Consider the following 20,718-nt stretch of genomic DNA (forward strand, 5'->3'; position numbering starts at 1 on the left):
AGAAAATAGTAAGGGATTGTACTGATAGTCTGATATATTTGCATGATTTTCAAAGACAGGTGTCGGCAGAGAAGGCACTAACAGGATATAAATAGAGCAAAAAATAAATAGAAGCGTCCAGCATCCATCTTGGAAGAGGAATGCTGGACGCTCATTTCTAGTTATAAATTCTTCATTAGGTGACGCGTAGAAGTACAGGGCTATTTTCTCTTTATATGTTCATAAGCCCGGAATTAACGAGTATACGGTTCAGCTCCGCTTTTTTCTCGTTCGAAATCGCATTCGGCTGAAGCCCCTTTTGTTGAATCTTTGTCATGTCCGGTGCAAAAAACTCTTGCGTCGTCAGCATCAAGTAAGAGCCGTCGCTCAGCTCATAAGGCATTTGCATAACACCTTTGCCGTATGTTTTGGTACCTACGACAGTTGCCAGCTTATAACCTTGTAGGAAGCCTGTAAGGGCTTCTGAAGAGCTTGCTGTATACTCATTTACTAGCACCGTCATCGTGTAGTCTGGCTTCTTGCCTTTATTAAGGGTAGAAGTAGATACTAATCCTGCTGGGCTCTTGTAATAAGTGAACACGCCTTTGTCACGCAGTAAGGAGGCAACTTGTCTCGTTTCTTCCATCAGCCCGCCTGTATTGTAGCGAAGATCGAGAATGACAGATTTCATCCCTTGTTTGCGCAGTGCATTCCATTGTGCTTCGAATTGCTCATATACCATTTGGTCCATAAATGTGTAAATGCGAATATAGCCTGTGCGTTTGTCCAACATTTGGCCTTCTACAGCAGCCATAGGGAGAACGGCGCGTTTAACTGACTTCGTCATCTTAGCTTTTCCGCGTTGTACAACCATTTTGACCGATGTATCTTTTTTACCAAATAGAACAGAGAAAATATCTTGTTTTGTTTGATTTTTAACAGCTGCACCATCAATGGAAACGATAGCATCTCCTTGCTTAAGGCCTGCTTGCTCAGCAGGTGATCCTGGAGTCACCGTAACGATTCGATATTGGCCTTGCAGCTTGGCAAATGTGATCCCGATATGAGCCATTTCTTCACTCTCAGACCAGTTGTTCATTTGCTCCCATTCTTTAGCCGTAATATGGCGAGAAAATGGATCATTAAGAGTAGCCGTTAATTCTTGCATCGTACTGTTCTTTATTTGTTCTTCTGAAAATGTAATGCCGTAATGCTCTTCAATAAGCCCTGCTGCTTCTTTTTTAACTTCTAGAGAAGTTGTTGCAACCGTTTCTGTATTTGCATATGCCTGATTAGGCACGATAACGAATACACTAGTTAGTAACGCAAATGTCAGGAAAAAGCTAACGATTGTACGCATAGAACGAAGTTGAAGGTTCATTATCATTCACCGCCTATTACTGTAGTTGAGATTTCATCGATTGAAGAGACTTTCCATGTGCCATCTTCTCCTCGTTCCAACGAATAGAGCATTGTTGATTCCATCGGCGGTGTATCCGTCTGATTCAACATCGTATATTTCTCAACGGTTGCGAAAAAGGCATGTTTGTCGTCTGCGGCAAGCACAACTTGCTGTTTGAGCTCTGCTTTCATATCAACTTGTGCAAACAACGTTTTAAACTTGCTGGACAGCATCATTTTCACAAGATAATTATCCGCTGTGAATAGGCTGTTCAGTTTCTCCCAGTTCTCCGTGTTAATAGATTCAATCACGAGGTTGGCTATATCTTTGAACGCTTGCTGATCAGCTTCAGGTAATGTTGTTTTCGTTTTCTCCCAGCCATCTTTCAGTTGATAGGATATGGAATTTGGTGTCATGGAAATAATACTCTCTAGCGATTCCTCACTCTTATCTAACTTTAATAAGAAGGAAGTAGGCATGGTCATAGATGCAGTTGCTTGGTCACCGCTATAAACGCTGGACACGACAGTTGCGCTTACGGAAACCCCATTTTCGTTCACATCTGCTACCAATACATCTTCATAGCTCGTTTTTATAAGCTTGTGGCTATATTGACTCAGGTTCTTCTCCATTAGCTTATAGAAGTGAGATTGTTTGTCGAACATGTTCAGGTAACCAGTTCTATCACCACTATTTTCATATGCAGCTAATTTGGCAAAGAAGTCTTTCGTTTCTTCGAGTCGTCTTTCTTCTAGTGCCGCAGCTTGTGAATCATGCAGGGTATATGTATGTTTAGTGCCGTCTACCTTTAATTCAAGTCCAATAATATCGCTTACAGAGCGCAGTGGGACATAGAGCTGTCCCTTCACTAGCTCGGCAGATGCAAGCATGTTATGGTTGGTCTCTGCATTTCCTTTATATTGCTTCACTTTCGCTGTATTCGCTTGGAATACGATGGTTTGTGAACCATTGCTTGCGGTAAGGCTTTTATTGTTTTTGTTCCATTTGAGTTTGTACCCGAGCTGCTGCAAGAGCGGGCGAACTTCAACTAAGGAAACTCCATCTTTAACAATTGGATTGACTTGACTAGTTGTGGATTGATCGTAGTTAATGATGATGCTAGGTGCTGCACTTGCTGTTAGGCTTCCAGTAGCGATGGTTAGTGCTAGTGTAGAAGCAATAACGGTTTTCTTCATGCTGACGTTGAACATGCTGTTCCCTCCGGTTAAAATATATGCACATATACTCATAAAAAATATCCCAGAACACTAGTTTCATTTTATGACAATGAAATAGAGTCATTCTTTGTAATAAGTGCAGTATGAAACTTTTTAAAAACAAAGGTTTAATTTACCAACATATTGTATCAGGAAATAGGATGAAATAGGTTAAGAATCTATTAAATATAAAAATTTCACCTGAAATATTGGACTTAAATACTTCTGGATGTAAACAGAAAAATTGTTTGGAACCTGCCTAAGATTGTCAGGTAATACGTATGAATATCAGCAATTTATATTTTGAAAGAGGTGAAGAGAAAATGGCTTTATATACATATAAACCTCATTTTTACAAAAAAAGTACAAAAGAAATAGAAATTTTCGATGAGAATCATAAAAGAATAGGGTCGATGCAGAGATATTATAAAAATAAATGGATGCGTGTTGTTGATCACTTTATAGATGAATACGAAGTGAATCTTAAAGCGTTTTATGCGGATGGAGATTCTCTTATTAACGTTGTAGATATTACTCCATTTACAAAAATAATTGGCGGCGAATGGAAAATAGAGCGTGCAGATGGTGAAAATAATCGTATTTCAGATAAGACGAAGATAAAGACACATATCCGCTATGAACTACAGTATAAAGAAAAGAATTATCTCTTCACAAAAGATATAGGCGATCGGACTATGCGCTTACGAGACGAGTCGAATACACTCCATGCAGAAATTACATACGATAACATGCTTCCTCCTATGACGATTACAGTAAAAAATCATTCGGAAGAAATAGATGTATGGACGATAGTTTGTGTGTATTATCTGTATTCACTTCGAACCTAGAGCACTTCCATTTTCGAGCGTCAAAGGAAGTGTGGCAGAAATGGACTGCAAAAGCCCCCAAAAGGTTGCAAATTGCAGTCGTTTCCCGGATAATTGATGGAATCAGATTATTTAAGGAAATGGGAGTTACACGATGGCAGACAAGGTGCACTTGTCGAACGGGAATCCGGCGGCAGCGAATAAATATCGCACCCATCTTACAATTAAGAGTGTGCAGAATAAGGAACAAGTTGAGCATACTGTGGATGCGGACGTATACTGCAAGGGCAATCATATCTACATTAGATATGAGGAGCCGATCTTGGCTGCTGAAGGGGATCGTTCCCAGGCGGTTAAGCGACGAAGTAGCTCAGCTGGAACGGCAGAAGACCAGGTCCAAGCAGCACCGGTCACCAATGTGATGCTAAAGCTCAGTGCGGATGAATGGAAGCTGACTCGACGCGGGGATGTGGAATCGGAAATGTCTTTTGCACCCAACATGCGTTTGAATGGCTACTATCGCTCGGCAGCATTACGATTTCCACTCGTTACAAATACAAAGCAGTGGACACGCCGTGATCGTGCTATTGAACAGAATGGAGTTATTGCGCAATTACCAGAGTATGTCGCATGGGCATACGACTTATATATAGAAGAAGACTGCGTCGGCCAATTTGCTTTGGCATTGACATTGGATTGGTCGAGCACATCAGAGAGGGAGCAATGAATATGAGCACTGGAGTTATTGAACGGATTAATCAAGGGGTTATAAAGGCTATTGAAGAATCAATTTTGAAAGCAGGTATCGTAACACGTGAGGAAATGCCTGCATTTGTGATAGAAGTTCCAAAAGACAAAACACACGGTGACTTGGCGACAAACGTAGCTATGCAGCTTACTCGTATTGCGAAGCGCAATCCTCGTCAGATCGCAGAGGCGATTATCGAGAACTTGGATAATGCTTCAGCTTCCATTGAGAGTGCGGAAATTGCAGGCCCAGGCTTCATTAACTTCCGTATGAACAAGAGCTACTTGTACGATGTAGTTAAAGAAGTAGCAGAGCAAGGCGACAACTACGGTCGTATTACAGCTGGTGCAGGACAACGTATTCAAATGGAGTTCGTTAGTGCGAACCCAACAGGAAGCCTTCACTTAGGCCATGCTCGTGGTGCAGCCGTTGGTGATGCAATTTGTAACGTACTAGACTTTGCGGGTTATGAAGTAACACGTGAGTACTATATTAATGATGCTGGTAATCAAGTGGTGAACTTGGTGCTTTCTCTTGAATGCCGCTACAAACAGGCACTTGGCCTTGATGCAGAGATGCCTGCGGACGGTTATCATGGTGAAGATATTAAAGGTTTTGCTCAAGAGTTAGTTGAGCAAGAAGGCGATCGTCTGCTCCAGTTGTCAGAAGAAGAGCGCACGAAGTTCTTCCGTGAGTTCGGCTTGAAGAAAGAGTTAGATAAAATTAAGCGTGACTTGGCTCGTTTCAAAGTTGGCTTTGACGTATGGTTCAGCGAGACTTCCCTGTACGAGAGCGGCGTAATCACGCAAGCGTTGGATGAGCTCAAAGCACGTGGAAAAGTGTTTGAAGAAGGCGGCGCTACATGGCTGCGTACGACAGAGTACGGCGATGATAAAGACCGTGTATTGATTAAAAATGACGGTACTTACACGTACTTGACGCCAGACATTGCATACCACCGTGATAAATATGCTCGTGGCTTCGATCGTGTCATGAACATCTGGGGTGCTGATCACCATGGTTATATTCCTCGTATGAAAGCAGCGATGGAGGCGCTTGGCAATGACCCAGATAAGCTGATCGTACTTGTAGCGCAGATGGTAAGCTTGTTCCAAGACGGTGAGAAAGTGAAGATGTCTAAGCGTACGGGTAAAGCCGTGACGATGGAAGACTTGATGGACGAAGTTGGCGTAGACGCAATTCGCTACTTCTTCACCATGCGTTCGACAGATTCTCATCTTGATTTCGATATGGATTTGGCGATTTCCAAATCCAACGAAAACCCTGTCTTCTACGTTCAGTATGCGCATGCACGTATTTGCAGCATCTACCGTCAAGCAGAAGAGCAAGGTGTTGCTCTGAAGCCATTGAACGAAGTGAACCTCGGCACATTGACAGCTGAGCATGAACTTGACTTGCTGCGTAAAATGGGTGAACTTCAAGCGGAAATCGAAGTTGCAGCACGCGACTATGCACCGCATCGCTTAATCCGCTATGTGTATGAGCTTGCATCTATGCTGCACAGCTATTACAAGGCAGAGCGTGTTATTACGGAAGATGCAGAGCAAACACAAGCTCGCTTGGCACTTCTAGGTGCAGTTCGCACAGTAATTGCAAACGTCCTTCGTCTTGTGGGCGTATCCGCTCCAGATCGTATGTAATTTTAAAAATTCTAGCGTCGGGCTAGTCCTTCTATAGCATGATGGAACGGACGGTATCACCTTAGTGGTGGTACCGTTTTTTATTCCTTATTTTCGGCCTATATATTCTCTGTCATATATCTCCTGTAGTTTAACCTCCTCGCAATTGCCCTGTTCTTGTATAATGAAGTCACAGAACGTAAATAGAAGCACGGAGGTGCCTATTCCATGTTACAATTACTTCCTCTTATGCTAGAGAGAGTAGGTATCTTGCTTATTATCGCCTTTGTCTTATCTCGGATGAAGTCGTTCCGACGGATTATTCACTATGAGCATGGATGGAAAGAGAAAGTGCTGCTCATTGTTGTGTTTGGTTCATTTGGCGTTGTTAGTAACTATACTGGGGTACACATATACAATGAACTCGTATCTTCGCAGGCATGGAATGTAGCTGTTGATCCAGATAGTGCGATTGCGAATACCCGAATTATGGGGGTCGTCATCGGTGGCTTGCTGGGAGGGCCGCTTGTTGGATCGGGTGTGGGTGTAATTGCAGGATTACATCGTTTGTTCCTAGGGGGATTCACGGCTGTTGCCTGTGCGTTTTCCACCATTGCGGCAGGTGTTGTAACCGGATTCATAGCGCGTAAGTTCCGAATTCGCAATCCACATGCGCCTTGGCATGCAGCGGGGATAGGCATTTTAATGGAATGCGCCCAAATGGGTATTATTTTGCTAGTAGCGGCTCCGTCAACCGAGGCATTTGCGCTTGTGCAGGTTATTGCTATACCGATGATTGCGGTAAATGGCTTTGGTACGTATTTATTTATGACCATTATCCAATCCATTTTTCAAGAAGAAGAACGTTCCAGAGCTGTGCAAACACATAAGGTGCTGCACATTGCGGATCAAACGTTGCCATATTTTCGTCAGGGTTTAAATGCAAGCTCTTGCCGCGAAGCAGCACTTATTATTTTGAAAGAAACGAATGCGGATGCCATCTCGATTACGGATAGAGCACGGATCCTCGCCCATGTAGGCGTAGGCGCTGATCATCATATTGCTTTGCAGCCGATTACCACAAGGCTAACTCGGCGGGTATTGGACGAGGGGCTCGTCCATAAGGCTTGTTCCCGCGAAGAAATACAATGCTCCAGTGGACACTGTCCACTGCATGGAGCTTATGTGATACCGCTGTATGTACGCAATAAGACGGTAGGGACATTGAAGCTGTACTTTAAAAGTCCATCTCGGCTAGATCAAGTAGAGAAAGAGCTTGCGGAGGGTCTTGGTAAGCTGTTCTCCAATCAATTGGAGTTGGCAGAAGCAGAGCTGCAGAGCAGATTGCTCAAGGATGCAGAGATTAAAGCGCTGCAGGCGCAAGTGCATCCGCACTTCTTATTCAATGCGATTAACACCATATCTGTACTTTGTAGAACGAACCCTGAACAAGCACGCAAGCTGCTGCAGCAGCTTAGTGTCTTTTTCCGCAGCAATCTTCAGGGGGCTCGCTCGATGCTCATTCCGCTTCATAAGGAGCTAGAGCATGTGGAAGCTTATTTGTCGCTTGAGCAGGCTCGTTTCCCGGGTAAGTATACGATTGAATTTTGCATTGATCCTTCATTTAAGGAAGTGCTCATTCCGCCGTTTACTTTACAGCCGTTAGTGGAGAATGCAGTGAGGCATGGATTCGGTAAAGGCTTCAAAGGAACAGGGTATGTTCGTATTTGCTCGGAAGCGGAGGGAGATACGATGCTGCTTATAACAGAAGATAACGGTAGAGGTATTTCGGCAGATGCTATCGGTGCGCTTGGCAGGGAAGTGGTGCCTTCGCAGGAGGGTACGGGAACAGCACTTGTTAATATTCGCAGTCGGATTCAAGAAATTTACGGCAGCCAAGCTTCTTTTATAGTAGAGAGCAGTCTAGGAGAAGGGACTACGGTAATCATTAAACTGCCGCGAAATGACACTAAGGAAGGTGCGTAGGCATGATTAGGGCGTTTGTTGTTGATGATGAGCCATTGGCAAGGGATGAGCTCATGTATTTGCTTCGCAGAACGAAGCGGGTGGACATTGTCGGAGAGGCTGAGTCGTATGAAGAGGCGCTGGATGGCATTCAGGAAACAACGCCTGATGTGATCTTCCTTGATATTCAGCTGTCGGATGCAACAGGCATTGAGATTGCAGAACGACTCAAGGAAGATGGATGCCACTCTGCGATCGTATTTGCGACAGCTTATGATGAATATGCCCTGAAGGCATTTGAGTTGAATGCTACAGATTACATCTTAAAACCATACGAAGAGGCGCGTATACAGCAGACAGTGGAGAAACTTGTCCAGCGGTTAGCGGTTCCTGCATCTCAGCCTGCTGCGGCTGGTGGCTCATCTGTCTCAGCGGCTTCTAAAACTCTGGAGCGAACAGAACGTTTAGCAGTGACCGTAGATGAGCGAATTGCGGTTCTACATGTGGACCGTATTATTTATATCGAGTCTGAAGAAGGTAAAGCAGTCGTTGTGACGGAAGGACAGCGTTATAAGGTATGTGAAGCGTTGACCGTGCTGGAGCGCAAGCTGAATCACCCTTCTATGCTTCGTGTTCATCGCTCCTATTTAGTTAATGTAGATTATGTAAAAGAGATTGAACCATGGTTCCATTCTACGTATGTGATGAAAATGAAAGACGGTGCAAGTATACCGGTCAGCCGCACGTATGTGAAAGACTTGAAGCAGAAACTTGGTCTATAAAAGGCAGGCAAAATATTGGTGCATAATTACACGCACCTTGCTATAATAATGCTTGCAATCTAAGCCATTTGCCATAGAAGGTAGTGGCTTGTTTTATGTACAACTAGATTGGCATATAGATTGTAATATACAAATGATGCTACCTGCACAAGCGGGCGCGCGATACATCCATATTGGAGAAGAAAGGGTGAAGATGATGAAGCAATCTATTTTCAACTTGGACACGAAGACGGTTGTTGCGATTGGAATCGGAGCGGCATTGTACGGTTTGCTTAACTGGGTTTCGATTCCGGTAGCACCACAGACTGGACTGCGTCCAGCAATTGCAATCTTGACGATATTTGGAGCTTTGTTCGGTCCTATCGTTGGCTTTTTGAGCGGGGCTATCGGTCACATCGTGTTCGACTTATCTAGTGGAACGATCTGGTGGTCCTGGGTGTTGGGATCGGCGATTAGCGGTCTAGGTATGGGACTCGTATTTATGAGCAAGTCATTTAGTGTTAAAGAAGGGCGTGCAACCAAAGGTAATATTGCCACTTTAGCTATTGTCGGATCATTGGCATTGGTCGTTGGGTTCGGTATTTCTAGCGTGCTTGATATTTATCTGTTTGGAGAAGCGCCAGATAAAATGCTATTGCAATTCACAGCGGCTTCTTTGTCTAACATTACCGTGCATGTTGTTCTAGGTGTTGGTGCTGTACTTGGATTGTTGAAAGTGAATCGCAGCAATTCCAATCTCAAAGTATCAAAGTAATAGGATTGCAGTAATCCTTGAATAAAGGCAAATAGGGGCAATGAATAAGATGGCAGAATCCATTCTTTCTTTTAATCAGTTTAGCTTTCAATATAGCAGCTTGGCTGAGCCTACCCTTCATGACATATGCCTCGATATTTACCCTGGGGAAAAAATATTAATAGCTGGCCCAAGCGGTTCCGGCAAATCCACGTTAGCCCATTGTATCAATGGGCTAATTCCATTCGCCCACAAAGGGAAAATATCAGGCGATTACACATTGAAGGGTCGCTGCCCAGCAGAGCAAAGTATTTTTGAGATTAGCCGCAGTGTCGGTACGATCATGCAGGATCAGGACAGTCAATTCATTGGATTGACGGTAGACGAAGATGTTGCCTTCGCTTTCGAAAATGATTGTGTTGCTCCTGAAGAGATGAAGCCGCGGGTAGCCGAAGCGCTTAGTATGGTTGATATGCTGGAGCACTTGAATCAAAGTCCCCATGAACTGTCTGGCGGCCAGAAACAGCGAGTTTCTTTGGCAGGGGTCATGTCCATGGACGTTGATATTCTGCTGTTTGATGAGCCGTTGGCGAATTTGGACCCTGCGAGTGGTAAACATGCGATGAAGCTGATTGAAGACATTCATCGTGACAGCGGCAAGACCGTTATTATCATTGAGCACCGAATTGAAGATGTGCTGGAACAGCCAGTTGACCGCATCGTTGTGATGTCAGAAGGCAGAATCGTTGCGGTTGGTACGCCTGACGAGATACTTTCATCAAATGTGATGCAGGAAAATGGTCTGCGAGAGCCTTTGTATATTTCAGCATTGAAGTATGCGGGATGCGAACTGACACCAACGGTTCAACCATCTTCTTTGGAGATATTGAGCAGCAATGAGCAAGTGCGGCGAGCACTTGGAGAATGGGTTGAAGTGATCGATAACTCTTCGATGAAAAGTGAGTCTGCACCCCTGCTAGAGCTGCAAGATGTTCGTTTTGCCTACGGGGAAGGTAAGGAAGTGATTAAAGGTGTTTCCTTGAAGATCGGAGCAGGTGAACGAGTAGCGCTGCTTGGCAATAATGGAGCAGGAAAGACTACCTTATCTCAGCTGTTGACGGGCATGGTGAAGCCGACATCAGGCGATATTTTGCTTAACGGAGAGTCTATTCGTCAATGGTCAATCCGTCGTAGAGGCGAGCAGATTGGTTACGTGATGCAGAACCCGAATCATATGATTACCCAAACGATGATTAGGGATGAAGTCGGCTTGGCACTGCGTATACAAGGGGTGCCTCAAGCAGAAATCACTGCTAAAGTAGAAGAAGTGCTGCGTATTTGCGGCTTGTACAGTTATCGTGATTGGCCTGTATCTGCGCTTAGCTACGGGCAGAAGAAGCGGGTTACGATCGCGTCCATCTTGGTGACGGAGCCGAAGCTTATTATTGTGGACGAGCCAACTGCCGGGCAGGATTTCAAGCATTATACGAAGTTTATGAGCTTCTTGTCACGACTAGCGGAGCAAGGCGTTTCGCTGCTCTTTATTACCCACGATATGCATCTGGCGCTGGAATATACAGAGCGTGCTGCCGTACTTTGCAATGGAGAGATTATTGCATCAGGCTCTACGGCTAGTGTACTGACCAACACAGAGATTATGAATCGTGCGAATTTAAAGGAAACATCCTTGAGTATGCTTTCCCGTTCGACTGAGGTGGCAACTCCAGAAGCGTTGGTGCGTCACTTTATCCAATACGAGAAACTTAAGAAGCAGGTGAGTGAGCATGAGTAAAGCGGGCATGTTGTATATCGAGCGGGATACTCTGTTCCATCGATTAGACGGTGCCGTTAAACTGCTTATGCTGCTTGCATGGACAGTAATCGTCTTTTTATTCCAAGACATTCGTGTTTTTATAGTTCTTTTCCTCTTGGGGATTGGACTCCTTAAGAGTGCACAGCTGCCTTGGACACGCATCAGGCTGCTCGTATGGGTTATTATCGTATTCAATATATTCAATTCTATATTTACGATACTTGTTTCACCTGCCTATGGAAGTGAAGTGAACGGGACGACGACAGTACTCATAGACTTAGGTTATGAGGTGCTTACACTTGAGACCGTATTTTATATACTGACACTATCGATGAAATATATGTCGCTGATGCCTATTTCGGTATTGTTTGTATATACGACGCATCCGACTCGTTTTGCGGGCAGCGTGAACCGACTAGGTGTGCCATACAAAATTGCCTATGCCTTTAATATTGCGTTTCGCTACATTCCTGACCTGAAAAAAGACTTCCTTAGCATCTCAAATGCGATGCAGGCTCGCGGAGTCGGATTGGCTCGCGGGGAAGGGACGATTGTTCAGCGTTTAAAACATTATGCAGCAATAGCAATTCCGCTTGTACAATCTTCGCTTGCGCGGATTGATACGGTGGCGAATGCAATGGACTTGCGTGGCTTCGGTAAACATGCGAAACGGACATGGTATTCCTCTTCTCCATGGGGAAGAGTGGATGTTATTGTCGTCATCGTCTGTGCAGTTGTATTGGCTGTGTCTATTACGGTACGAGTAAAGGGCTTCGGGACATTCTGGTATCCGTTTTAATAATAGTAGATTTGAGAGATCGAGCCGTGGTTTGTAGGAACCTGAGCTCGATCTTTTTTGTTTGTTGCAACTCAACCCTCGATTTTTGCAAGTAGAAGCGAATCTTGTGCATTTTATTTTGAAAACGCTTTATTTCCATTTTCATCTCATAAAATACAAGTATAGAAAGTTGAGAAGGGAGTCGATCTCCATGAACGCGGTAACGATAGTAATCGGTTCTATATGTATTCTTATGATAGCTTATCGTCTATATGGAACATTTATGGCAGCGAAGGTATTGAAGTTGGATGATTCCAAGCCTACACCTGCGCATGAATTAAATGACGGTAAAGATTATGTGCCATCTAATAAATGGGTGACATTTGGTCACCACTTCGCAGCAATTGCTGCAGCAGGTCCGCTCGTTGGACCGATACTAGCAGCCCAGTTTGGTTATTTACCAGGTTTGATATGGCTATTGGTCGGTGCGGTTATCGGGGGCGCTGTGCACGACATGGTCGTGTTGTTCGCTTCGATGCGCAAAGAAGGAAAGTCACTTTCTGAGGTAGCGAAAGAAGAGCTTGGCCCTGTAGCTGGTTTCTGTACAGGCTTGGCAATGTTGTTCATCATTACGATCACAATGGCAGGTTTGTCAATGGTTGTCCTTCATGCGTTGGAGAACAATCCATGGGGAACATTCGCAGTTGCGATTACAATTCCGATTGCAATCGGGGTTGGCTTGTTCCATAAGAAGACAGGCAACTTGAAGCTTGCAACGACAGTCGGATTTATTTTGATGATGGTCGGCGTATTCGCTGGTCCTTACATTCAAGGCACAATGCTTGGCGACTGGTTAACGCTAGATGCAAGTACATTGGCTATCATTTTGCCGATATACGCATTCTTTGCAGCAGCATTGCCAGTATGGCTCTTGCTTGCACCACGTGATTATTTGAGCAGTTTTATGAAAATTGGCGTGTTTATCGCCTTGATTATCGGTGTGTTTGTTATCAACCCGGCGATTCCTTTCCCGGCTGTAACGGAATTTATTAATGGCGGCGGTCCAATACTGGCTGGTCCGGTGTGGCCGTTCATCTCGATTACGATTGCCTGCGGTGCGATTTCTGGTTTCCATGCCTTTGTTGGTTCTGGAACAACGCCAAAAATGGTTAACCGCTGGAGCGATATTAAGAGTGTTGGCTTTGGTGCGATGCTGGTAGAGTGTGTAGTAGCGATTATGGCTCTTATTGCAGCAACTGCATTGCAGCCAGCTGACTACTTTGCAATTAACTCGACACCTGAAGTGTTCAAGACACTTGGTATGGAAGTTGTACACTTGCCTGAATTGGCACAGCAAATTGGCTTGGATCTAGAAGGAAGAACAGGCGGCGCAGTTACGTTGGCGGTAGGGATGACGTATATTTTCACACAAATTCCTTGGTTTGAAAACTTGGCAGCGTTCTTCTTCCAATTCGTAATTATGTTTGAGGCAGTTTTCATTCTAACAGCAATCGACGCAGGTACTCGCGTATCTCGTTACTTGATTCAAGACTTCTTCGGTGAAATTTACAAGCCGCTTAAGCGTGTAGATTGGGTACCAGGAGCAATCTTTGCAAGTGCATTGGCTTGCTTTATGTGGGGCTACTTGCTCTTCTCTGGCGATATCGGCTCGGTATGGGCATTGTTCGGGGTATCGAACCAGTTGATGGCATCGATTGGTCTTATTATCGGAGCGACGGTTATTTTGAAAATTGCGGATAAGCGTTGGTATGTACTTACTTGTCTCGTCCCTCTTGCATACTTATTCATTACGGTAAACTATGCAGGGTTCTGGATGATTCAAAATGTGTACTTGAACGAAGCTGCGAAAGGCTACAGTGTTCTAAATGCAGCATTGTCGATCATTATGCTAGTTCTCGGAATCATTATTATGGTTTCTGCGATTAAGAAATGGACGCAATTGTGGAACACACCACGACCAATACTAGAAAAAGTATCTGCGACTTAATGTAATCCCAAATTACTATATACCATCAGGTACAGTCATCTTAGATGGACAGGGCATCTCTTCGGAGGTGCCTTGTTTTTTTGTGTCTAAAACTTTAAGTAGTCTATTTACCTGACAATACTGTAAGCTTCATGGCTTATGCTGCAAGGGTAATCTAAGGTACTCTATAGAATCCACTTTTATAATAAAAAACAAATGCATGAAAGAACTCATTAAATGACACCCAGCAACTTGATCCGCACCAGGAGGTTTGAAAATATGAAAAACAAACAGTCAAATCGCTTCATCCGAATGGCTGCTGGCCTATTATCGGTCACACTAGCAGCACAATTTCTAATGACTCCATCTTTCGCAGGGGCAGCAGCCAGTAATCAAGCCGTAAAGAACGCACAGGCTGTTACTCTACCAGCAGACCATAAAGTGAATCTAGTAGAAGATGGCCAACGGACGAGCCCTATTCAATATACGATTAATCTCCAACTAGATGAGAAACAAATGAAGCTTTCTGGTACTCAGTCTGTCTTGTTTCGTAATGAAACGAAGGACGACTTGTCAGAGCTTGTTTTCCATACGTTTGCGGACTCTTATCGTTCCGTCGATACGCAGACATCTATGTTTCAAGGACGCAACAAGGACATTGCCAAAGCGTATCCTGATAAGAAGCCTGAAGACTTTTTAGGTGGTATAGATGTTCAGCGAGTTATGGACAAGTCGAACGACGGTAAACTTAGTTTCGAAAATAAAAATCAATCATTAACCGTTAAGCTTGGCAAAACAATCAAGCCAGGCGAGGAAGTGATCGTTGAGCTTGATTATACGATTGATATTCCATTTGGAATGCAGCGTATGGCACATTATAAGGATTTAATCAGTGCTGTTCATTTCTATCCTATTTTAGCGATGTATGATGAAGGGAAGCATGAATGGAATCGCCTGCCGTATAGCAAGACGCTCGAATCCGATTATTTTGAAGCGTCTGACTATAAAGTAAGCCTGAATGTACCGAGCAAGTATAAAATAAGCATGCCGGGACAGCTGCAAGAGACACCTGCTGGGAGTGGTCGTAAAGTTATCACGGCCACTGCCGATAAGACGCGCGAATTCGTATTCTTTGCTAGTCCAGACTACAAAGTGAAGTCAAAGAACGTAAATGGAATCCATATTGAAATGTACTATTTCGGAGATAGCAAAGAAAAAGAGAAAGTGGCCGAGCGTTATGTCGAACAAGCAGCTAAGGCGATTGAGTTTTTCGGAAAAAACTTCGGAGCCTATCCTTATAAAGATTTCCGTATCATGGAGACATATGTTGAGGGCGTTGCGATTGAATATACACGGGTAATCCAGATGGGTCAGATTTCTGATCAACAAGCTGTGGAAGATGATTCGGTATTTATTCATGAAATTGCCCATCAGTGGTTCCATGCGATTATCGGTAACAACTCCGAGACAGAAGCATTTTTAGATGAGGGATTAACTCACTTTGCAACTTCCTACTTCTATGAAGAACAAAAGGATGACATGCAAGGCTTTAACGGGATGCGTATGGCATCAGAGCCTTTAGATAAAGCAATCGCCTCCAACAACGAAGAGGCAGGAGATGAGGCGCACCCGCTTTACTATGAAAGAGGTCGGTTAGCCGTTTATGAGTTGTATCGAAAAGTAGGACAACCAACCTTCGATCGTATTATGCAAGAGTACTACAATCGTTATGCACTTCGAAACGCTGCGATTACAGACTGGCTGCAAACCATAGGAGATATCGCTGGCGCAGACATTCAAAAGCATATGCGCAAAGCGCTGTATGAACCAAACTTTGATATATCGGACGAGTATAAGCTAACACCTGAAGAAGAGCAGCGTCTTATGGGACTCATGATGAAGTCGACGTACGATCAAATTTTCGAGGGTAACTCCAACTTACCGCAAGAAGTGTTTGCCCGTATGTACCATCGTGCCTATAATGGGGAGCCCGTAACGATCGTGCTTAGCGATGGTGTAACAAAAAGGGCTATGGAACAACAAAAGCAGTTAGCAGAACAGATTCAAACTCTGATGCAAATGGGTGGGGCTGAAGCGGAAATTGTAACAGAGCGCTCGTTAGTGAAGAAGCAGCTGGAGAAAGAACTTTCGAAGAGTCATATTATTGCGATCGGCAGTTCTGGCCGCAATCCGGTTATTCAAGCATTGAAGCCAGGCATTCAAAAGGGAGCAAAGGCTATTCAATTGGATTGGAACAAGGCGATGCAGCAGAAAGATACATCCGGAGTTTATATGGTAAAGCATCCTTATCATAAAGACCGCCTACTTATGCACATGTATTGGACGTCAGAGCAGGTTAACGCTAAAGCTTGGCCTATTATGCTGCAAACCATAATGAAGACATCGAACTTTAGCAGCGACTTTTATCAATGGTTCCAAATGAATGGACAAGGTAAAGTGACTGCGGAAAAGTCTCAAGATAACCCAATCTCAAAGCTTTTTGAATAGAGGCTGACGTCTAGAAGAAGTGAAGCCATATAACGAATACCCGTCTCTGGGCCAACAGGGACGGGTGTTTTGGTTGGGTGCTTATCTACATTCTTGAAGTAGTCTTGCGATATCAATTTCTCCTGCTGCACTCTCTTTAATACTGCTGGCACGTCCACGCAATGGATAAATAGGGTTGGCTGTACGACGAAGTAGAGCTTTGATTTCGGTTGGCTTTAATTCAGGCTTAAGTGCAAGAAGTAGAGCAATAGCGCCGCTTACATGGGAGGTAGCCATCGATGTTCCGCTCATTTCGTGATAATTGCCGTGAAGCCATGCCGATACAATTTTATCTCCAGGTGCATATATATCAACATAGGTCCCTCGGTTGCTGAATGGTGCAATACGACGACTGTTATCGGTAGCTCCTACAGAGATGGTTTGGCTGTAGCGGGCAGGATAGTCAATCGTTTTTCGCTTGGCATCATTGCCAGAGGAGGCGACCACGGCAATGCCTGCGTTGGTAGCTTGAGTTACTGCATTTAGCAAGGATTTACTGCGCGTCTTCATGCCAAAGCTCATATTAATAAGGTGAAGCTTGTTGCGCACACACCACTCGATGCCCTGCACGATATCAGATACATAGGCGGACCCATTCTCATCAAAAGACTTGACGGGGTGTATGAGTGCACGTGGCGCCACTCCGATGATGCCGTACATTTGATTGGCGGCTGCGATCGTTCCGGCTATATGAGTACCGTGTCCATTATCATCTTGTGGAGGGCGTCCAGGTTGAACAAAGTTGATTCCTGACAAAAGTGAGTGTCGCAGATCGGGGTGGTGGTAATCGGCTCCGGTATCAATAACACCGATCCGGACCCGATGACCAGTCGTGGTGCTCCATGCATGCGGGGCTTTAATGTGGCGTACTCCCCATGGAATACCTCTTTCCCCAGTAGAAGTCGTGCGGAAGGTGGTCTTGATCAACATACGAGTATCCTCTTCGACAGTGAGCGCTTGTTTGAACGGATACCAACGCTGTTCCAACCTCTTAGGAAAATAACAGCGGAGGCTGGATATAATCGGCCTTTCCTCGATGCTTGCTAAAGCGGGGTGGCTATAACGCAGATCTTTTAGGGCTTTACGACAGCGCTCGTAGAGACTCTGATCGTTGAAGCCGATAAGGTATGGGCGTAAGCCTTGTCCGCCAGAGGAGATCTCTTGAAGTACTAGGTGGAGAAAGACAGACACATCCAATGTGCATTCCCCTCCCGACAGGTCTTGTGAATGTATCGTATGCGATTTGGTGTGAGGTGGACTGGTATAGCTGCCTTTTTTAATGAAGTTAGGCCTTATTCCGTGTCAATTAAAGACTCAGGACATAGTATGGAGTAGAGCTTTATCAGGCTCTGCAGGCCATAGCTGGAGCAGCGAACTGCCCTCCGGCGCGGATACAGTCGAACGCGAAGGGGAGCCTTCGCGTTTCTTTTTATTTTGACGAATTTAAGCGTAATTGCTCCTAGATTGGCATATCGGCTCATTTGGAATAAGAAAACTTGCATTTTCACTTCAAATCGGTTTTACTAAGGTGTGAACATGGATATGTTTGTAGATAAAGCAGTGTTTTATTGAACTTTTGCGAGAGGATGTGTACGTATGAGCACCCCGTTGGAATTGAAGCTGGATCCCGACAAAGTACAAGAAATGCCGATGGTGGATCTTGCTTTTGAAATATTGAAAGCAGCCAACACGCCTTTCTACTACCGTGACCTTATGAATGAAGTAGCGAAGCTTCGTGGATTGACAGAGGAGCAAATTCTTGATGTCATCGCTCAGTTATATACCGAGATTAATATCGATGGTCGATTCGCTTGTGTAGGAAGCAACATGTGGGGCTTGAAACGCTGGTACCCAGTTGACCGCGCTGATGAGAATATTACAGGTGGTACGAAGCGTCCGCGCATTATCAACGATGATGATGATGATCTAGAGGACGATGACTACACAGAGGAAGACGATTCCTATAACAACGACGACTTTGACTTTGCAGATGATGACAGCGAAGATGATGCATTCAGAGACGAAGATTCTGAAGTCGAAGAAGACGAAGAAGAAGTTATGATCGAAGAAGAGGATTTGGATGAGGAAGCATCGGAAGATGAGGACTCAGAAGATGAATATGAAGACGAGGAAGAAGAAAAATAATAGGCAATAGCGCCTCGTTTTTCAAAAGCCGTCCAACTATTGGAGCATTGTTGCTTTAAGTAGGTTTGGATGGCTTTTTTATACTTATTTTTTCCCCTTCTCCTTCCCTTGACATTGGACAACCTAACGAGTAAACTAGCATATGGGCTTTGGATTTATCTATTAATTATATATATATTGTGAGTATAAAGTGCCCCGTGACCACGGGAGTCACTTTTTTGTTTTTTATAGGTATTGATTTGTGGAAACGGGCGGAGAGATCATGATAAATTTCATGCTTCTCAGCATCAATTTTTCACCTGCAAATGGGTTACGATAACTACATGCATCAAATGGCATCGAACCTGATTCGCAATCAAAGCCTCCCGAGGACTTGTCATGAATGCACTTGATCATAGGAGGGTTTCACCAGTGACAAAGTATATTTTTGTAACGGGCGGCGTCGTATCATCTTTGGGTAAAGGGATAACGGCTGCATCCCTGGGCAGATTGCTCAAAAATCGCGGATTGAAAGTTACAATCCAAAAGTTTGACCCATACATTAACGTGGACCCAGGAACTATGAGTCCTTACCAACACGGTGAAGTATTCGTGACGGACGATGGTGCAGAGACGGATCTCGATTTGGGTCACTACGAACGTTTTATTGACATTAACCTATCTAAGAACAGCAATGTAACTACAGGTAAAGTGTACTCTTCGGTTATTTCCAAAGAGCGTCGCGGTGAATACTTGGGTGGTACTGTTCAGGTTATTCCTCACATTACGAACGAGATTAAAGAGCGTGTATTCCGCGCTGGTAAAGAATCTGGTTCGGATGTAGTCATTACAGAGATTGGCGGTACGGTTGGTGATATCGAAAGCTTGCCATATCTAGAAGCTATTCGACAAATCAAGAGTGATGTAGGCCGCGAAAATGTGATGTATATTCACGTAACGCTAATTCCTTACATTAAAGTTGCTGGTGAAGTGAAGACGAAGCCAACGCAGCATAGCGTTAAGGAATTGCGCAGCATCGGTATTCAACCAAATATGCTGGTGTTGCGTACTGAAGTACCGATCACAGAAGAAATGAAGAAGAAGATTGCTCTCTTCTGCGACATTGATGCAAATGCAGTTGTAGAATGCCAAGATGCTTCTACTTTGTATGAAGTACCATTGATGCTTCGTGAACAAGGTATGGATGAAATCGTTGTGAATCACTTGAAGCTTCAGACGCCTGAACCTGATATGGGTGACTGGTTGCAGCTTGTTGATCGCGTGAAGTCGCTTGAAGAGCAAGTTGAGATTGCAATCGTTGGTAAATATGTTGCGTTGCATGATGCATACTTGTCCGTTGTAGAAGCATTGTCTCATGCTGGCTTTGAAGCGAACTCGGATGTTAAGGTTCGTTGGGTCGATGCAGAATTAATTACAGCAGAGAACGTAGCTGAGCAACTTAGCGGCGTACACGGTATTCTTGTACCAGGCGGATTTGGTGATCGTGGCGTAGAAGGTAAAGTAACTACGATTCGCTATGCGCGTGAGAACAAGGTTCCATTCTTCGGTATTTGCTTGGGTATGCAAGTGGCAGTAATTGAGTATGCTCGTTCTGTTGTTGGTCTTCAAGATGCGAACAGCTCTGAGATTAACCCGGCTACAGAATATCCTGTTATTGATATTCTGCCAGAACAGAAGGATATTGAGGATCTTGGCGGTACGATGCGCCTTGGCTTGTATCCATGCAAATTGCTACCAGGTACACTTGCGATGGATTGCTACCAAGATGAACTTGTTTACGAGCGTCATCGTCATCGCTACGAATTCAACAATGAATATCGTGAGCAAATGGAACGTGCAGGATTTGTGTTCTCAGGTACATCTCCTGATGGGCGTCTTGTTGAGATTGTGGAACTTCCAGACCATCCGTGGTTCTTGGCAGTTCAATTCCATCCGGAGTTTATCTCTCGTCCTAACCGTCCGCAGCCACTATTCCGTGAATTCGTCAAAGCTGCAATTAAGAACCGCGGTTAATTATTGTTGAAAATATATAAGAAGCGAGTGTGTGCCTAGTTATTGCAAAGGGCATGCACTCGCTTTTTTTATTACATAGGCTTTAGTAATGATGTTGTTGTTCGACATTTTTTTGGAAACTTTAAGCGATTTCTTTTTCAAA

The 20,718-nt window shown here is 44.3% G+C and carries 15 protein-coding genes; 12 read left to right on the forward strand and 3 right to left on the reverse strand.

Annotated features, from left to right (window positions below; genetic code table 11):
* Positions 1-211 precede the first annotated feature (211 nt).
* Together H580_RS0111715 and H580_RS0111720 are read right to left on the reverse strand one after the other, a co-directional pair.
* Positions 212-1,360, reverse strand: coding sequence for a S41 family peptidase (locus tag H580_RS0111715; RefSeq protein ID WP_028594953.1), 1,149 nt, complete (start codon positions 1,358-1,360; stop codon positions 212-214).
* Positions 1,361-1,362: 2 nt separating this feature from the next.
* On the reverse strand, positions 1,363-2,592 hold the full coding sequence (locus H580_RS0111720; protein ID WP_028594954.1) for a copper amine oxidase N-terminal domain-containing protein: 1,230 nt from the start codon (positions 2,590-2,592) through the stop codon (positions 1,363-1,365).
* A 287-nt stretch (positions 2,593-2,879) separates the two neighbouring features.
* Between H580_RS0111720 and H580_RS0111725 the strand changes: the two genes are divergently transcribed.
* The 10 genes from H580_RS0111725 (at position 2,880) to H580_RS0111770 (ending at position 16,379) form a co-directional block, all read left to right on the forward strand.
* The gene (locus H580_RS0111725; protein ID WP_157282864.1) at positions 2,880-3,446 is read left to right on the forward strand and encodes a tubby C-terminal domain-like protein; all 567 of its coding nucleotides are present in this window, start codon (positions 2,880-2,882) and stop codon (positions 3,444-3,446) included.
* A gap of 133 nt (positions 3,447-3,579) precedes the next feature.
* Positions 3,580-4,152, forward strand: coding sequence for a YwiB family protein (locus H580_RS0111730; protein WP_051217426.1), 573 nt, complete (start codon positions 3,580-3,582; stop codon positions 4,150-4,152).
* Between the two features lie 2 nt (positions 4,153-4,154).
* Positions 4,155-5,834, forward strand: a complete 1,680-nt coding sequence (gene argS / locus H580_RS0111735; protein WP_028594957.1) for an arginine--tRNA ligase — start codon at positions 4,155-4,157, stop codon at positions 5,832-5,834.
* Positions 5,835-6,041: 207 nt separating this feature from the next.
* Positions 6,042-7,799, forward strand: a complete 1,758-nt coding sequence (locus tag H580_RS0111740; RefSeq protein ID WP_028594958.1) for a sensor histidine kinase — start codon at positions 6,042-6,044, stop codon at positions 7,797-7,799.
* A gap of 2 nt (positions 7,800-7,801) precedes the next feature.
* Positions 7,802-8,560, forward strand: coding sequence for a LytR/AlgR family response regulator transcription factor (locus tag H580_RS0111745; protein WP_028594959.1), 759 nt, complete (start codon positions 7,802-7,804; stop codon positions 8,558-8,560).
* 193 nt (positions 8,561-8,753) lie between these two features.
* Positions 8,754-9,314, forward strand: a complete 561-nt coding sequence (locus tag H580_RS0111750) for an ECF-type riboflavin transporter substrate-binding protein (protein ID WP_245583552.1) — start codon at positions 8,754-8,756, stop codon at positions 9,312-9,314.
* 49 nt (positions 9,315-9,363) lie between these two features.
* Positions 9,364-11,085: an ABC transporter ATP-binding protein gene (locus H580_RS0111755; RefSeq protein WP_028594961.1), complete on the forward strand. Its 1,722-nt coding sequence runs from the start codon at positions 9,364-9,366 to the stop codon at positions 11,083-11,085.
* Complete coding sequence (locus H580_RS0111760; RefSeq protein WP_028594962.1) at positions 11,078-11,905, forward strand: energy-coupling factor transporter transmembrane component T family protein; 828 nt, start codon at positions 11,078-11,080, stop codon at positions 11,903-11,905. Before H580_RS0111755 ends, H580_RS0111760 begins: the two co-directional genes overlap by 8 nt.
* A 190-nt stretch (positions 11,906-12,095) precedes the next feature.
* Positions 12,096-13,892: a carbon starvation protein CstA gene (gene cstA / locus H580_RS0111765; protein WP_028594963.1), complete on the forward strand. Its 1,797-nt coding sequence runs from the start codon at positions 12,096-12,098 to the stop codon at positions 13,890-13,892.
* Positions 13,893-14,150: 258 nt separating this feature from the next.
* Positions 14,151-16,379, forward strand: coding sequence for a M1 family metallopeptidase (locus H580_RS0111770; RefSeq protein ID WP_051217427.1), 2,229 nt, complete (start codon positions 14,151-14,153; stop codon positions 16,377-16,379).
* Between the two features lie 81 nt (positions 16,380-16,460).
* Here H580_RS0111770 and H580_RS0111775 read toward each other — a convergent pair whose 3' ends face one another.
* Complete coding sequence (locus tag H580_RS0111775; RefSeq protein WP_028594965.1) at positions 16,461-17,615, reverse strand: S8 family peptidase; 1,155 nt, start codon at positions 17,613-17,615, stop codon at positions 16,461-16,463.
* 399 nt (positions 17,616-18,014) lie between these two features.
* Here H580_RS0111775 and rpoE point away from each other — a divergent pair, with 399 nt between their 5' ends.
* Positions 18,015-18,563 carry a DNA-directed RNA polymerase subunit delta gene (rpoE, locus tag H580_RS0111780; RefSeq protein ID WP_028594966.1) on the forward strand — a complete coding sequence of 183 codons (549 nt, stop codon included), beginning with the start codon at positions 18,015-18,017 and terminating at the stop codon, positions 18,561-18,563.
* 411 nt (positions 18,564-18,974) lie between these two features.
* Positions 18,975-20,576 (forward strand): CTP synthase, encoded by a 1,602-nt coding sequence (locus H580_RS0111785; protein WP_028594967.1) that lies wholly within the window; start codon positions 18,975-18,977, stop codon positions 20,574-20,576.
* Positions 20,577-20,718 lie beyond the last annotated feature (142 nt).

The organism is Paenibacillus assamensis DSM 18201, from assembly GCF_000422445.1.
GTDB lineage: Bacteria > Bacillota > Bacilli > Paenibacillales > Paenibacillaceae > Paenibacillus_B > Paenibacillus_B assamensis.

Bases quoted from the DNA above. Each gene is read 5' to 3' on its own strand.
- argS (WP_028594957.1), top strand. From the start codon at position 4,155: ATGAGCACTGGAGTTATTGAACGGATTAATCAAGGGGTTATAAAGGCT.
- H580_RS0111730 (WP_051217426.1), top strand. From the start codon at position 3,580: ATGGCAGACAAGGTGCACTTGTCGAACGGGAATCCGGCGGCAGCGAAT.
- H580_RS0111745 (WP_028594959.1), top strand. From the start codon at position 7,802: ATGATTAGGGCGTTTGTTGTTGATGATGAGCCATTGGCAAGGGATGAG.
- H580_RS0111750 (WP_245583552.1), top strand. From the start codon at position 8,754: ATGATGAAGCAATCTATTTTCAACTTGGACACGAAGACGGTTGTTGCG.
- H580_RS0111740 (WP_028594958.1), top strand. From the start codon at position 6,042: ATGTTACAATTACTTCCTCTTATGCTAGAGAGAGTAGGTATCTTGCTT.
- H580_RS0111760 (WP_028594962.1), top strand. From the start codon at position 11,078: ATGAGTAAAGCGGGCATGTTGTATATCGAGCGGGATACTCTGTTCCAT.
- cstA (WP_028594963.1), top strand. From the start codon at position 12,096: ATGAACGCGGTAACGATAGTAATCGGTTCTATATGTATTCTTATGATA.
- rpoE (WP_028594966.1), top strand. From the start codon at position 18,015: ATGAGCACCCCGTTGGAATTGAAGCTGGATCCCGACAAAGTACAAGAA.
- H580_RS0111715 (WP_028594953.1), bottom strand. From the start codon at position 1,360: ATGAACCTTCAACTTCGTTCTATGCGTACAATCGTTAGCTTTTTCCTG.
- H580_RS0111755 (WP_028594961.1), top strand. From the start codon at position 9,364: ATGGCAGAATCCATTCTTTCTTTTAATCAGTTTAGCTTTCAATATAGC.
- H580_RS0111725 (WP_157282864.1), top strand. From the start codon at position 2,880: ATGAATATCAGCAATTTATATTTTGAAAGAGGTGAAGAGAAAATGGCT.
- H580_RS0111770 (WP_051217427.1), top strand. From the start codon at position 14,151: ATGAAAAACAAACAGTCAAATCGCTTCATCCGAATGGCTGCTGGCCTA.
- H580_RS0111720 (WP_028594954.1), bottom strand. From the start codon at position 2,592: ATGTTCAACGTCAGCATGAAGAAAACCGTTATTGCTTCTACACTAGCA.